The organism is Bacillus sp. LH1, from assembly GCF_057924895.1.
The window spans coordinates 848,510-862,761 of the sequence record NZ_CM175007.1; the positions used below are offsets into that span (position 1 = coordinate 848,510).

General features: G+C 34.3%; 20 protein-coding genes. 14 read left to right on the plus strand and 6 right to left on the minus strand.

All coding sequences use genetic code 11. From position 1 onward, the window contains the following. Positions 1 to 92 precede the first annotated feature (92 nt). The 3 genes from ACX9TM_RS04395 to ACX9TM_RS04405 all read left to right on the plus strand — a co-directional run bounded on the left by ACX9TM_RS04395 (position 93) and on the right by ACX9TM_RS04405 (position 1,538). Positions 93 to 497, plus strand: coding sequence for a DoxX family protein (locus tag ACX9TM_RS04395; protein WP_001077751.1), 405 nt, complete (start codon positions 93 to 95; stop codon positions 495 to 497). Positions 498 to 651: 154 nt separating this feature from the next. Further along, positions 652 to 1,053: a nuclear transport factor 2 family protein gene (locus ACX9TM_RS04400; protein ID WP_001126706.1), complete on the plus strand. Its 402-nt coding sequence runs from the start codon at positions 652 to 654 to the stop codon at positions 1,051 to 1,053. Then, positions 1,053 to 1,538, plus strand: coding sequence for a PRK06770 family protein (locus ACX9TM_RS04405; RefSeq protein WP_000897975.1), 486 nt, complete (start codon positions 1,053 to 1,055; stop codon positions 1,536 to 1,538). The genes ACX9TM_RS04400 and ACX9TM_RS04405 overlap by 1 nt, the downstream gene beginning before the upstream one ends. 34 nt (positions 1,539 to 1,572) lie before the next feature. Here ACX9TM_RS04405 and ACX9TM_RS04410 read toward each other — a convergent pair whose 3' ends face one another. Next, a complete protein-coding gene (locus ACX9TM_RS04410; RefSeq protein WP_001146242.1) occupies positions 1,573 to 2,484 on the minus strand; it encodes a DMT family transporter in 912 nt (303 codons plus the stop codon). Between the two features lie 205 nt (positions 2,485 to 2,689). Between ACX9TM_RS04410 and ACX9TM_RS04415 the strand changes: the two genes are divergently transcribed. Together ACX9TM_RS04415 and ACX9TM_RS04420 are read left to right on the plus strand one after the other, a co-directional pair. Next, a complete protein-coding gene (locus tag ACX9TM_RS04415) occupies positions 2,690 to 3,184 on the plus strand; it encodes an Lrp/AsnC family transcriptional regulator (protein ID WP_000446097.1) in 495 nt (164 codons plus the stop codon). Between the two features lie 129 nt (positions 3,185 to 3,313). Then, entirely contained in the window at positions 3,314 to 3,769 is a 456-nt protein-coding gene (locus ACX9TM_RS04420; protein WP_000686663.1) for an N-acetyltransferase, read from the plus strand. A gap of 80 nt (positions 3,770 to 3,849) precedes the next feature. Here ACX9TM_RS04420 and ACX9TM_RS04425 read toward each other — a convergent pair whose 3' ends face one another. Continuing rightward, a complete protein-coding gene (locus ACX9TM_RS04425) occupies positions 3,850 to 4,620 on the minus strand; it encodes an SDR family NAD(P)-dependent oxidoreductase (protein ID WP_000878068.1) in 771 nt (256 codons plus the stop codon). 134 nt (positions 4,621 to 4,754) lie between these two features. Between ACX9TM_RS04425 and ACX9TM_RS04430 the strand changes: the two genes are divergently transcribed. The 5 genes from ACX9TM_RS04430 to ACX9TM_RS04450 all read left to right on the plus strand — a co-directional run bounded on the left by ACX9TM_RS04430 (position 4,755) and on the right by ACX9TM_RS04450 (position 8,333). Then, positions 4,755 to 5,114: a MerR family transcriptional regulator gene (locus tag ACX9TM_RS04430; RefSeq protein WP_000288065.1), complete on the plus strand. Its 360-nt coding sequence runs from the start codon at positions 4,755 to 4,757 to the stop codon at positions 5,112 to 5,114. 412 nt (positions 5,115 to 5,526) lie between these two features. Then, entirely contained in the window at positions 5,527 to 5,871 is a 345-nt protein-coding gene (locus ACX9TM_RS04435; RefSeq protein WP_000796022.1) for a DMT family transporter, read from the plus strand. 2 nt (positions 5,872 to 5,873) lie between these two features. Continuing rightward, complete coding sequence (locus tag ACX9TM_RS04440) at positions 5,874 to 6,188, plus strand: DMT family transporter (RefSeq protein WP_000539671.1); 315 nt, start codon at positions 5,874 to 5,876, stop codon at positions 6,186 to 6,188. Positions 6,189 to 6,339: 151 nt separating this feature from the next. Next, positions 6,340 to 6,918 carry a TetR/AcrR family transcriptional regulator gene (locus ACX9TM_RS04445; protein WP_002025356.1) on the plus strand — a complete coding sequence of 193 codons (579 nt, stop codon included), beginning with the start codon at positions 6,340 to 6,342 and terminating at the stop codon, positions 6,916 to 6,918. Positions 6,919 to 7,130: 212 nt separating this feature from the next. After that, entirely contained in the window at positions 7,131 to 8,333 is a 1,203-nt protein-coding gene (locus ACX9TM_RS04450) for an MFS transporter (protein ID WP_000742952.1), read from the plus strand. A 33-nt stretch (positions 8,334 to 8,366) separates the two neighbouring features. Here the strand turns inward: ACX9TM_RS04450 and ACX9TM_RS04455 are convergent, their stop codons facing one another. Further along, positions 8,367 to 8,705 carry a winged helix-turn-helix transcriptional regulator gene (locus ACX9TM_RS04455; RefSeq protein ID WP_001059470.1) on the minus strand — a complete coding sequence of 113 codons (339 nt, stop codon included), beginning with the start codon at positions 8,703 to 8,705 and terminating at the stop codon, positions 8,367 to 8,369. 169 nt (positions 8,706 to 8,874) lie between these two features. Between ACX9TM_RS04455 and ACX9TM_RS04460 the strand changes: the two genes are divergently transcribed. Beyond that, positions 8,875 to 9,414, plus strand: a complete 540-nt coding sequence (locus ACX9TM_RS04460) for an ester cyclase (RefSeq protein WP_000511563.1) — start codon at positions 8,875 to 8,877, stop codon at positions 9,412 to 9,414. A 23-nt stretch (positions 9,415 to 9,437) separates the two neighbouring features. Further along, positions 9,438 to 9,986 (plus strand): NAD(P)H-dependent oxidoreductase, encoded by a 549-nt coding sequence (locus ACX9TM_RS04465; protein WP_000789191.1) that lies wholly within the window; start codon positions 9,438 to 9,440, stop codon positions 9,984 to 9,986. Between the two features lie 72 nt (positions 9,987 to 10,058). Here ACX9TM_RS04465 and ACX9TM_RS04470 read toward each other — a convergent pair whose 3' ends face one another. Further along, the gene (locus ACX9TM_RS04470; protein WP_000699824.1) at positions 10,059 to 11,798 is read right to left on the minus strand and encodes an SgrR family transcriptional regulator; all 1,740 of its coding nucleotides are present in this window, start codon (positions 11,796 to 11,798) and stop codon (positions 10,059 to 10,061) included. A gap of 106 nt (positions 11,799 to 11,904) precedes the next feature. Between ACX9TM_RS04470 and ACX9TM_RS04475 the strand changes: the two genes are divergently transcribed. Then, on the plus strand, positions 11,905 to 13,167 hold the full coding sequence (locus ACX9TM_RS04475) for an MDR family MFS transporter (RefSeq protein WP_065212388.1): 1,263 nt from the start codon (positions 11,905 to 11,907) through the stop codon (positions 13,165 to 13,167). 52 nt (positions 13,168 to 13,219) lie between these two features. Here ACX9TM_RS04475 and ACX9TM_RS04480 read toward each other — a convergent pair whose 3' ends face one another. Further along, entirely contained in the window at positions 13,220 to 13,423 is a 204-nt protein-coding gene (locus ACX9TM_RS04480) for a hypothetical protein (protein ID WP_001063866.1), read from the minus strand. A gap of 99 nt (positions 13,424 to 13,522) precedes the next feature. Here ACX9TM_RS04480 and ACX9TM_RS04485 point away from each other — a divergent pair, with 99 nt between their 5' ends. Further along, the gene (locus ACX9TM_RS04485) at positions 13,523 to 13,672 is read left to right on the plus strand and encodes a hypothetical protein (RefSeq protein WP_162900581.1); all 150 of its coding nucleotides are present in this window, start codon (positions 13,523 to 13,525) and stop codon (positions 13,670 to 13,672) included. Positions 13,673 to 13,734: 62 nt separating this feature from the next. Here the strand turns inward: ACX9TM_RS04485 and ACX9TM_RS04490 are convergent, their stop codons facing one another. Beyond that, positions 13,735 to 14,250 carry a type 1 glutamine amidotransferase domain-containing protein gene (locus tag ACX9TM_RS04490; protein ID WP_000037548.1) on the minus strand — a complete coding sequence of 172 codons (516 nt, stop codon included), beginning with the start codon at positions 14,248 to 14,250 and terminating at the stop codon, positions 13,735 to 13,737. Positions 14,251 to 14,252 lie beyond the last annotated feature (2 nt).

Genomic DNA, 14,252 nt, shown 5'->3' on the forward strand with positions numbered 1-14,252 from the left:
TAAAAAAGTATTTGACGAATGAAATAAAATACCGTATTGTTTTGACTTGTAAATAAAAGTTCACCATAACAAAACAAAAAGGAGAGTTCAAAATGAATCAATATATTGGGAATTTAATTATTCGTATCGTGTTAGGAGTTACGTTCTTTGCACACGGTTTAGCAAAGTTTCAATCAGGTATCGATAATGTAGCAGGATGGTTTACAAGCATCGGTTTACCAGGTGGCCTTGCATACGGCGTAGCAACTGTAGAATTAGTTGGTGGTATATTATTAATTATCGGTTTAGGTGTACGATATGTAGGATTGTTATTCGCTCTTATTTTAGCTGGAGCTATCGTAAAGGTAAATGGAGCAGCAGGTTTATTAGGAGATGGAAAGAATCCAGGATATGAATTAGATCTTGCATTATTATCAATGGGTGCGTATTTATTCGTAGTAAAAGCAGAAGGATATGTAGATCGTTTCTTAAAAGAGAAAGTAATGAAAACGAAGTAAATTTTATTTATAAATTGTTGACTTGAAGAATTATTGTAACTATAATGATTACAACTAATGAATTACGAATGAAACAATTTAAATATTTTTTTACACAATATGTAACTGTATAGGTTACATCTTGTGTAAAAATAAATAAACGGGAGGAAGTAATATGCCTAAATCAAATTTAGAAATTATTCAAAGCACGTATGAAGGATCAGCTTCTTCGAATGCAAAGCATTTAGCAGAAGCCCTCTCTGAAAAAGTGGAATGGACAGAGGCAGAAGGTTTCCCGTATGGCGGAACATATACAGGCGTAGAAGCTATAATGGAAAATGTATTTAGCCGTTTAGGATCAGAATGGGATGATTATAAAGCAAGGGTAAATACATATCATGAAGTAAACGGAAAAGATGCAATTATTGCTGAAGGTATGTATTCTGGAGTTTATAAAGAAACAGGAAAATCATTTGAAGCAGAATTTGTTCATGTATGGCAACTTGAGAACGGAAAAATCGTGAAGTTTAAGCAATATGTAGATAGTCATATTGTTAGGGAAGCGATGAAGAGATAATGCTTTTTAAATGGATCTTAGGTATATGCATTACAATTATAGTAATTTTCTCGTCTATAGTTGGCGGAAAGAAATTGCTTGCATATGTGGAAAAAGAAAATGAAAATATTCAAATCGAGCGAGCGGCAAACGAAAAAGAGAAAAAAGCTGCAGAAGAAGCTCCGCAAATTAGTGAAGGTGAAATTATTTCTACTATGCATAAAATGGTGCACCAAAAGGTAAAATCCTCTGAAAAATGGGGATTTGTAGAGATGACAAAAAAGGAAATTTCTAATGTGAAAAGGGATATTGAAAATAGTACAGGTTTTCAATATAAAATGAAGTTATTTTCTATTATAAATAGATGGGAAAAAGGAGATTTTTCTCAAACTGTTGAGGAGCATAACTTTTTATGGAGCCTTCAAGGTGGAGATACTGGTAAGGCGACGGAACGTTTATCGCCAGAAGAGGAAAAACAGTATATAAAAGAAATGAAGAGTAAATAAAAACATCGCCAACCCAGATGACGATGTTTTTTCATTAAGAATGTTTTCGCATTAAAGGTCTAACAGGCTGAACGGCAACAGTTTTGAAATGAGAAAATAAATAACACCCTGTTACAACGACAATTGTCCCTAAAATTTGTATCCACGTTAATTCTTCTCCGAGGAATATGAATGCTAAAATGGCTGTGAAAATTGGATTGAAGTTTAGAAAAATACCTGATGTAGTTGCGCCTAATTTTTGTACACCAATATTCCAAAATACCATACAAAGAACTGTCGAAATAAGCCCAGTATATAAAAGTGATGTGATGAAAGAAGTATTTATATTTGAAACAGTGAAGCTACCTATGTTAAACGGTAGTAATAAAATAACGCCGAAAATACCAGAGTACAACGTTGCCATAAGTGGTGTAGTTGTTTTTGTTGCCCATTTACTACAAACAGAATAGATTCCCCAAATACAAACTGCTGCAATCATCCATAAATCGCCGCTATTAAAATGTAGTGAAAATAAAAGCGAGAAATCACCTTTTAATAGGACGAGGATAACCCCGAAGAATGAAAGAATCATGGATAGGATTTGAAGTGTATTTACTTTTTCTTTTAGAAATAATACTGAAAATAATGCGATTGAAATTGCATTCAATGTAGAGATAAGACCTACATTCGTAGCGGATGTTTTTTCTAATGCTAAAAATTGAAAGATGTTAAAAAGAGCGACCCCTGAAATTCCCATCAATATTAAAGGAAGTATTGCGGTACGTGGTGGAAGGATTTTCTTTTCTTTAAACCATACCATCGGTAATAAACAAACAATCGCAATCATCCATCTTAAATTTGTCAGTGTCATCGGCGATGCATGATCGACGAGTGATTTTCCAACGACAAAATTTCCTCCCCATAATAAGCTCGTTAGTAATAGTAAAAAGACGTAAAAATAAGGCATGCTAAAATCCCCTTTTTTGTAATCAATACGAATTGTAAATAATTTTAGCATTTTTCTTTATTATGTAATATATTCTTTTGTATAATGGTGAAAATTCGATAAAATCTTTAGTTGCGAATGATATTTACGGAATGATATTCAGTTTTGTGTAAGGTATAAGGTGTTTTTTCGAATAATCATCGGTAAGAAAAAAGGGGGAATTGTAATGGAGTCGTCTGTTATTAAAGTGTTGGATGATTTGGATGTACAAATTTTAGATATATTGCAGAAGGAGTCACAAGTAAGTAATGCAGAGCTGGCACGTCGCGTTAATTTATCACCGGCTGCGATGCATGCAAGAATAAAAAGATTGGATGGGGAAGGTTTCATCGATAAGCAAGTTGCGATTTTAAATCAAGAAAAGCTTGGGTTTGATTTATTATGTTTTATTTTTATGAGTACGAATATTCATCAATTTGACAAGTTGGAAGTGTTGGAGAAAGAATTAGAATCGATGCCGGAAGTGTTAGAATGTCACTGTTTAACAGGAGAGTACGATTATTTATTAAAGGTTGCAAATCGTGATCGTAAAGAACTAGAGCAGTTTATTAGAAAGTTGAATAAGCTTGGTATTACAAGGATACAGACAAGTTTAGCACTTCGTGAAATTAAATATTCGACGGTATTGCCGATACGAAATGAGGAACCGAGCATCGATTAGATTGCTTGGTTTTTTGTTTGTATAAATTGATTGACGAGGAGAAAAGAGAGATGTATTATTATATAAAATTATGAATTAAAATTCATTTTAAGTTATAAATATTAATATTGAGGGGCAAGGGGATGTAATATGAAAATCTGTAATGCAGTGACGAGTGATGTGAAAGAAATTTATAGTCTTATTGAGGTTTATGCAAAAGAGGGAGTTGTTTTACCACGTTCTCTTTTGTCTCTTTATCAATATTTGCAATGTTTATATGTTATGAAAGAAGATGAGAGAATTGTTGGAGTTGCTGGATTGCATGTATTAGGAGAAGATCTTGCAGAAATACGATCGTTAGTAGTTTCGCATACATATGCAGGGAAAGGGATAGGGCGTATGCTCGTAAATCATGTAATGGAGGAAGCTACGAAAATAAATGTAAGAAGAGTAATTTCCTTAACATATGAAACAGTATTTTTTCAAAAGTGTGGATTTGATTTTATAAATAAAGAAGCGTTGCCAGAGAAAGTATGGATTGATTGTAGACATTGTCCAAAGGTGGATTATTGTGATGAAGTGGCGATGGTGCGGTATGTTGGATGAAAATTTTATAGAGAAAAAGTTCCCACTATTATTTACATATATAGTGGGAACATATATTTCCATAAGAAATGGACAGGTTATTAAGAATTTGAATTCTTTTGTCTCACGGCAAAATTATAAAGTGGATCTTTAAGTTCATAGTTATACGTTAAACCGTCGACAATTCCTACAACTTTATCATTATCATAAAGGTCGAGCATAAATTGTGCCATTTGTTTTGCAGTGTGGAATTTTGGTACAACATTATCATATTGGAATTCATCAATATCAAATGAACGCTTCGCAAATTCTGTTTCAGTTGCAGCAGGAGCTAAAACTTTTGCTTGCAGTTTTGCGCCTTGTTCTTTCAGTTCGTGAGACAGCCCTTCTGTAAATGCACTTACATAGAATTTCGTAGCGCAATACGTAACAGCATCAGCAACAATTGTGTATCCGCCGCCCGATGAAACGTTAATAAGCTGTGTTCCATCAATCATTGAATAATCTCGAACGAAAAGAGAAGAGAGTATTGTTAGTGCTTCTATATTGACATGCAACATCGTCTCTATTTTATTTAAATTTTGTTCAGCAATTGAGGCGAAATTACCAAAACCTGCGTTGTTAATCCACGTTTCAATTTGAAAAGCTTGTAGGCTTTCATAAAGTTTATAAACATCTTCAGTCACAGATAAATCAGTTTTTCGAATGACAACATCCAACTCAGGATGCATTTCGTTAATTTTCAATTTTAATCCGTTTAATTCTTCTTGTCTTCGAGCTACAAGTACTAAATTTTTTCCGCGAGATGCAAATGCTAAAGCTGCTGCATAACCAATTCCGGAACTTGCGCCAGTAATAACCGTGTATTTCATATAAAATCCCCCTAAATTCAAATTCATTTATGGTTAGATTGTATTTGTTAGAGTATACTCTAAGTCAAACGTTTTTTATAAATTTGATACGGTTATAAAATATATGAGGGTAAGCATGTGAAGGGAGTTTTAGTATGTACACAATTAGCGAGGTAGCAAAATTATTAGGCGTGAGCACACATACACTACGTTATTATGAAAAGGAAAATATATTAATTGCAAATCGTGATACAAATGGAAATCGACTTTACGAAGAGTCACATATAAAGTGGTTGCAGTTTGTAATGAAATTAAAACAAACGCAAATGCCAATAGCGAAAATAAGAGAATACGCTAGATTATATACAGAAGGGGAGCATACAACAGAAGCTCGTTTACAGCTCCTAGAAGATCATAGGAAATCTATTCAGATTCAAAGAGAAAACTTAGAGGTTACAGAGAAGATGCTTGAGAATAAAATTCGTGCATACAAAAACTTATTGGAAAATAAATAGATGGTTGTTATGTGATGAAAAATGGATTTGATCTATGAGTATTTCATCATAGTGTGCGGACAAATAAAAAAGAGCAGCTAGCAAAAGCTAACTGCTCCATTCAAGGGATCTCTCCAAGGGGGAGTGGAGAAAATATTATGTTACTAGCAGTATTGACAGATTATTAAGAAATATACAAATCAGATGAAAGAAATTTTAAATAAACTTTCGGCATTGACAGTTTTTAAAATGTTCATGTACAATATATATGAATGACATTCAGTCATTTTTATGTGACAGGATGCAGTTAGCTTAGAAATGGAACAAATACAATGGTAAATGAGGATGATAGTTGTTTTTATATAGTATTGATGAAAGAGTATATTTTTTTAAAATAAAAATGACTGATAGTCAGTCATAAGAGGTGAGAGGTATGAAAAATAGAGCTTGGTTATATGTCATATTAACATGTATCTTTGAAATTTTTTGGGTGTTTGGTTTTAATACAGCCAATACTTGGTGGCATTGGATTATTATTTTAGGAGTTATCGCTGTTGATTTTCACTTCCTTTCTAAAGCGTGTGAACATCTTGCAACAGGGACTGTATATGCTGTTTTCGCCGGAGCTGGTACGGTAGGTACTTTCTTAATGGATGTATTTCTTTTCGGTGGAAGTTTCAGTGTAGGGAAGTTATTTTTTATCGTGATGGTTGTAGCTGGCGTTATCGGTTTAAAGCTAGCTGATAATAAAGAAGAAACTGTGGAAGGAGCTGCTTAAAGATGGGTTGGTTTTTCGTATTTTGTGCTGCAATTAGTGAAATAGTCGGTGTGATAGGTCTTAAAATGTACAGTAAAGATAAGACATTAGCCAATGGTGCAATTTATATCGGTGGGTTTGCTACATCCTTCGCATTTTTGTATACTTCCTTCTTATTTTTACAAGTAAGTGTCGCATATGCGGTTTGGATTGGTATCGGAACAGCAGGTGCAGTTTTGTTAAACATGTTCTTGTTTGGTGAGTCGAAAAGTAAAGCGCGTATCATTAGTGTGTTTCTTATTGTATGTGGAGTGACAGGATTAAAGGCACTTTCTTAAAGATATATTGCATTTTTATCTCCTAATTGTTTATTAGGAGATTTTATTATAAAAAAATGATTTCCTCTTAGAGTTCACTATCATTGACAGTACAATCGATTATCTTATAAAATGAGTGACAGTCATTCAATATGCGTGTGAAAGGGTTTAGATGATGAATAAAAAAGAGAAAATTGTCTATGCAGCTATTGAAGTGTTTCAGGAAAAGGGCGTCGAAAAAACGAAGATTTCTGATATCGTGAAATTAGCTGGCATTGCGCAAGGAACTTTCTATTTATATTTTCCTTCTAAGCTATCTGTTATGCCTGCAATAGCAGAAGTGATGGTTGAAAAGATGATACTTGCAGTGAAAGAAAAAGTACAAAAAGATGTACCTTTTTCAAATAAAGTGGCACAAGTAATCGATGCGGTGTTTCACTTTATAGAGGAATACCGTGAAATACAAGCTTTAATGTATGCAGGTCTTGCATCTACTGAACATATAAAAGAGTGGGAAGCTGTGTATGAGCCTCTTTATATGTGGTTAAGCGAATTTTTAAGTGAGGCGAAAGAAGCCGGTGAAATTCGTGATTCGGTTCACGCAGAGCGAACAGCGAAGTTATTTATCGCTCTTGTTGAATCAGCAGCGGAACAAGTTTATTTATATGATCATAAAGATGATGAGCAAGTGGATTTGCAAAAGGCAGAAGTACTAGATTTTTTAACACATGCACTACATATAAAGAAGTAGTAAGATGAACCTGTCTGAAAAGGTAGGTTCATTTTTGAGGAAAACTGAATGATAGTCATTCACCTAATACTTATGTATGTGTAGAAGGATAGAGTGAAATTCTAATGAGTGGAGGCATCCTCACTCATTACTAGCCCGCAAAGAGCAGGATAAAGAAAAAGCTTCTTGGGTATTATTTTTTGAGAGGAACTTATGGGAAGAGGTGTTAAAAAGTGAAGAAACCGATAAAAGAACAAAAGATGGTATTGGTTATTCTTTTGAGTAATATATTTATCGCTTTTTTAGGGATTGGATTAATCATTCCGGTTATGCCGTCCTTTATGAATGATATGCATTTAACAGGGAAGACGATGGGATATCTCGTTGCAGTGTTTGCAATGGCACAGCTCATTACTTCACCTATTACAGGCCGATGGGTTGATCTTTACGGTAGGAAGAAAATGATAATCATTGGATTATTTATTTTTGGTGTTTCAGAGCTTCTTTTTGGATTAGGAAAAGATGTGTGGATGCTTTATGTGGCAAGGGTATTAGGCGGAATTAGTGCTGCTTTTATTATGCCTGGTGTTACGGCATATGTTGCGGATATTACATCTATTCAGGAACGTCCAAAGGCGATGGGATACTTATCTGCGGCTATTAGTACTGGATTCATTATAGGGCCTGGAATCGGCGGATTTATTGCAGAATACGGTATACGTGTGCCGTTTTTCGTTGCAGCAGCAATTGCTTTTATAGCATGTGTGATTTCAATCTTTATTTTAAAAGAACCGTTAACGAAAGAAGAACTTGCAGAGATTTCTTCTAATACGAAAGAATCAAGTTTTATTGGTGATTTAAAGAAATCATTACATCCAATGTATGCAATTGCATTTATTATCGTATTTGTACTCGCATTCGGATTATCGGCGTATGAAACTGTGTTTAGCTTATTCTCAGATCATAAATTTGGTTTCTCGCCGAAAGATATTGCAGCAATTATTACAATCAGTTCAATCTTTGGGGTAGTTGTGCAAGTATTTATGTTTGGCAAATTGGTAGACATGTTCGGTGAGAAAGTATTAATTCAAATATGTTTAATTGTAGGTGCAGTATTAGCATTCGTCTCAACTGTAGTCTTTAATTATTGGATTGTACTTCTCGTTACTTGCTTCATTTTCTTAGCATTTGATTTACTTCGTCCAGCTTTAACGACGTTTTTATCAAAAGCAGCTGGAAAAGAGCAAGGATTCGTTGCTGGAATGAACTCGACTTATACGAGTTTAGGAAATATCGCAGGACCAGCGATGGGCGGAATATTATTTGATATGAATATTCATTATCCATATGCATTTTCAGGAGTTGTTTTAATAGTTGGTCTCGCTATTACATTTATGTGGAGAGAGAAACAGTTGGCTGAAAGTTTTGCGAAGTAATGAAGCCCCTTACGACTGTAAGGGGTTTTTGTTTTATAAACTTAACCCAAACCGTTTTAATTCAATAAAAATCCCCTCTAATTGTTTTCCTTTATCCGTTAATGTGTACTCTACACGAGGCGGAACTTCTGGATATACTTTTCTCGTTATAATGCCTTGCGATTCTAATTCTTTTAGTCGAAGCGATAATGTTTTTGGACTAATCCCATCCATTGATTTTTGTAAATCACTAAAGCGTAATGTTCCTTCGATAAGAAGATCACGAATGATTAAAAATGTCCATTTTGTACTAATTACATCAAGCGTTTTAGCGATAGGACAAGGTATGCCAGGTAAACCTTTCGTTAATTCAACTGGATCTATATTGTTCATGGAACAAGCCTCCATAAAATTTTTTTGGATGAATTTGCTTTATAGTATCACAAAACTATACTTTTGGTAACTATATGAAAAAAATATCACTACTTCCATAAATGAAGTTAGTGCATATACAATAGCAATACGAAACATAAAGGATTTATATGAGGAGGTGGTGATTTCCATGGGGATAAAAAAGTTATTTGGATTCCTTAGTTTGTTTGTTATTTGTATTGTGCTTGTAGCATGTGGTGTGGAACAAAAAACTGAAGTCCAGTTATTAAAAGAAATGCCAAGGCCAAAAGCAATGACAATTGATCCCTCACTAAGTAAAAAAGAAGCGACAGAAATGGTTCATGCGGCGCAGCGTTTTTATGCATTTTGGGATACAGGTAAGGAGGAACTTATTCCGCAGACTGTTACTGAAAAATTTTTCGATAATACATTGCCGAAAGGGCGACCACAAGGCATTGAAGGATTAAAGTTTGCAGCGCAAAATTTTCGTAAAGTTGTGCCTGATATACATTGTGAGATTGAAGACTTATTAGTTGTTGGTGATAAAGTAACAGCCCGTCTTTCTTTTACAGGAACGCATAATGGTAAGAAAATTAATTTTTTTGCAATTGATATTTTACATGTGAAAGACGGAAAGATAACGGAAGATTGGCATTTAGAAGATAATCTTACACTACAGCAGCAACTCGGCTTAATAGCCGAAGGATAGATCATATAGGGGAGAGAAAAGTAATGAAAAATATATTTATTATAAATGGACATGAAAAATACGGTACAAAGGAAGGACGATTAAATAGAACGTTAGTAGATTATATGGTTACTGTATTAGGCGAGAATCATCATGTGAAAACAACAACGATTCAAGATGGTTACAATATTAAAGAAGAACAAGATAAGTTTTTATGGGCCGATGTTGTTATTTATCAAACACCGATTTATTGGTTTAGTGTACCGGGCTTATTTAAAACGTATATGGATGAAGTATATGAATACGGTTTGTTCTTTAAAGGTGCAGATGAATATGGAACAGGTGGTTTATTAAAAGAGAAAGAGTATATGTTCTCTACAACTTGGAATGCACCTGAAAAAGCATTTGGAGATAAGACGAAGTTCTTTGAAGGAGAAAGTTTAGAATCAGCGCTTAGTCATTTACACCGCGTGCAAAAGTTTCTCGGTATGAGTCCGTTAAAGAGTTTTGCTTGTTATGATGTGGTGAAGAATCCGGATATTGAGCAATATTTATTGAACTTGAAAGATCACTTAGATGAAGTAATTAAATAATAGTTTATATTTGTATGTGAAGAAGGTACTACTAAGGATGTAGTACCTTCTCCTTTTATAAAAACTCACACTTTAATGCGTGGATGGCTGTATCCATAACTTCGCAAAATTTGCCCAACCGAATGAATCAATTGTTACGTTTTTTAAAGAAGAAGGGTATGTTTTTCTTTTTAAAACGTGATAGTTAAATAAAATGATGTATTCTGCTTGTAAAAACTCTTCAATCTCATACATGAGTTCATAACGCTTTTCTTTATTTTCTTCTAGTAAAAATGTATCTAGTAAACAGTTAATTTGTTTTTCGTAGTGCGGGTCTATGAACCGATTTACGAAGCAACTTTTATTTTTAAATACATTTAAGAATGCAATTTCATGATTGGCAGCAAAGACTTCTCCCATGAAAATAATATCAGCATGTTTATCAATAGAGCGATCCATATAATCTGAAACGGGAAATGGGTGAAGCGCTACTTGTATACCTAAACTTTCACATCGTTCTTTTAAGAAATATGCATCATTTGCACTATCTTTAAATGCGAAGAAGTAAATATGTATCGTTTCTCCATTATATGTACTCTTTTTCAAATACTCTTTTGCCTTTTCTAAAGAGTAGGATCTTCTTGTTGCAAGGCGGCTTCTATCAGGGAAGAAGCTTGATGCAGCAATTGTCCGTCTACCCTCTATGTTACGAAGTATCATTTCAACATCATATAGTTCTCTCCAAGCTTTTCGAAAGTAAATGTCGTGATGAGGACCAGGTTTTTTAAAGTTGAAGCTAGCATAAATACAACCTATTTCTTCTATTTGTATATCATGCCTTTCATTTTCCTCTTCGTTTGGTAGTTCATAATCAGCATCTATTTGCACATGGTCAGGAATACCCCAAAATTCAATACGGTCTAATAACGCGCGCTCTTTAAAATAATGGGTGAACGCTTCGAGTACGATATTATCTTCAGAGTAATGAGCAAGTTTGAAAGGTCCAGTACCTATATAATGATGATTTTGAATACTCGTATCACGCGGTAAAATTGCGAGCTGCATGGAACTTACATAGTGTAAGAAAAATAAATTTGGTTTTGCTAAATGGAATCGAATTTGCAGTGGTGATGGTGTTTCAATTTGAATAATTTCTTCTGTTAACCATTCGAAAGGGGATTGAACTTGTTTTAGTCTTTCAAATGAAAATTGTACATCTTTAGAAGTTAAAATTGTTTCGTTATGAAAATATATATCTTTTCGTAAATAAAAGGTCCACGTAAGTCCATCTTCACTTAATTCCCACGTATGCGCAATGTGAGGCTCCATTTTTTCAGTAACATCGTTATAGACGACTAACGTATCAAAAATTTGACTCGTAAGATGGCTCTCTGTAGTTACAGCCACAAAAGCCGGATCTAATGGGAATATCTTTCTCGATATAGGAATCTTTAATACGTCGTACATATCATTTGAAGGTTCGTATCCAAAATGATGATGTAGTTTATTTTCTATCTTTTTTTGAAGTGCAAGGGGTAGAGGTTCTTTTAAAAGAAGAAAAACATCCTTTAATTTTTCTTGCGCTAACAGTTCATCTGTATAGGATTCAATCGCTTCTACGAAATTATGTATAAATAGAATTTCCGTTTTATTTCCGCGGCCTCGCCCTGGAGTCCAGCTAATTAATTGTTCCTCGCTCATTTTCTTTAATAAAATCTTTACGTTTTTCGTACTGCAATATAAAACATCCGCTAATTCTTGTAAGCTATTTTGTATATGTTTTTGATCTTGTGCATGTAGTCTTAGTCTAATGTAATAGTCCATAATTTTCATATATACACTTCCTTCTATCTATAAAAGGGGAAACTCTTTAGAATATTCTAACCTTTTTCTTCCTTTTTTTCAAAGTAAAATAAGTAAGCATAAGGAGGAGGAAACAATGGGATTTTGGAGTATGCATCGAAATATAAAAATTAGAATTATAACTTCGTTTTTAACACGTACTGTGTCCACGATGATTTTTCCATTTATGGCGATTTATTTTTCAATAAAGTTAGGTAGTGCGATTGCTGGTGCTTTACTACTCATTAATGTCATAGCTTCATTAGTAATTGGTTTATACGGTGGATATGTTGGGGATCGGCTTGGGCGTAAAAAGGTTATGATTATCGGTCAAAGTATACAAGTCATTTCTATTGCTTGTATGGGAGTTGCGAATTCGGATTATGTAGATTCACCGTGGTTAACATTTATCTTTATGCTAGTGAATAGTTTAGGATCTGGACTTATGAATCCTGCGACAGAGGCGATGTTAATTGATGTGAGTACACCTGAAAATCGAAAAGTAATGTATAGCATTAATTATTGGGCTATTAATTTATCCATTGCGATTGGAGCAATATTTGGTGGGTTACTATTTGAAAACTATAGATTGCAATTGTTTATCGTATTAACGCTTGTTGCAATTATTACTTTATATGTGATGACTGTATATATGGAAGAAGTGTATGTAGTGAGAAAAACAGTAGAGAAGAAAAATGTATTAAAAGGTATGGCAGATAGTTATAAAGTCGTGATGAAAGATAAAGCATTTTTAATTTTTTGTGCAGCGAGTATATGTACATTGTCTTTAGAGTTTCAAATTAATAATTATTTAGGTGTGCGCTTGCAGAAGGAATTTGAAACGGTGCACTTTTTATTCGGGAATGGTATTACGTTTGATTTAACAGGGATTCGCATGCTGAGCTGGATTTCTGCAGAGAATACAATTTTAGTTGTGTTATGTTCAGCACTTCTTATTAAAATGCTGAAAAGCTTCAACGATTTGAAAATCTTATATGTAGGTTTATTCATTTATACAATTGGATTTACAATACTCGGAACGAGCAATAGCTTATGGATTTTATTAATTGCAGGGCTTTTCCAAACGGTAGGTGAGATGATGTATGTGCCAGTGCGTCAATCTATTATGGCAGATATGGTGCCAAATGAGGCAAGAGGTTCTTATATGGCGATTAACGGAATGGTCTTTCAAGTGGCAAAAATGAACGGGGCATTAGGTGTTATGCTAGGTTCATTTATTGCCTCTTGGGGCATGAGTGCTCTGTACTTTATCGTTGGTATGAGCAGTATTTTACTATTTATGAAAGCGATAGGGAAAGAGAAGTATGAGGATGAGAGAAATGTTTCTCAAATTGGATGAAACTATATAAAAAGCGAACCAGTTATACTGGGATTCGCTTTTTATATAATTTTTAGAACGGATCAACTTCAGCTAAATTTGGAGTAGTACTAGGCTGTAGCAAAAGATTTTTTAATGTGCCTACTTCAGAAAGCGTTACTAATATGTAGCCACTAATCAGTACAATTAGCCCAATAACGCGTAACGTTTGTAAGCTCACTTCATTATTATTCGTTTCCGTTGGATTTGGGGGCGTTGAAGGTGGATTGTTATTCATAAATAAGGCTCCCATCTTTTGTATTTATATATGTGCGAAATCATTATTTAACTTATGGATAGGAATTATATAGTCATTTTCACTATATGAGAACTGCCTATGAAAAGTGATAAGGAATTTTTGGGCGAGAAAAAGGGGGAATCCAAAAGATTATTAAAACTGAACTTTTGGATTCCCCTCTTTTTATTTATCTTGCTATTTGTGGTGGTCGGATTGCCTGTAAACGACCAGTTGGTGGGGGCTAATTAATCAGTGGGGGATGAATAAAACCTCACTGATTAACTATTTTCATGTAAATAAAAGGAGGTTAGTTATCCTAATATACGCAACGATTCTTCAATAAACGCTGGGATGTCCTCTGGCTGTCTACTTGTTACTAGCTGATTTTGACATACGACAACCTCTTTGTCATGAAAGTTCCCGCCGGCATTTTTTAAATCGACTTCAATAGATTTATATCCAGTTACATCACGTCCTTCAAGTGTTTGTGCAGTGATGAGTAGCTGAGGTCCGTGACAAATAGCGAAAACGGGTTTGTCCGCATCCATAAATGCTTTACTAAAGCGAACAAAACGTTCATCTGCACGAAGTATATCTGGGGAGAACCCGCCTGGTATGAAGAGGGCATCAAAGTTTTCTGGAGAAACATCGTCAATACTTTTATCAATTACGACTTCACTTTTTCCTTGTTTACCGTGTACCGTTTTCCCTTTTTCCATTTCAATAGTTGTTAATTCATATCCCTTTTGTTTAAAAGCTCCTACTGGCTCTGTGTATTCTGTGTCCTCGAAATAATCCGTTATTAAAATAGCAATTTTTTTACTCATTC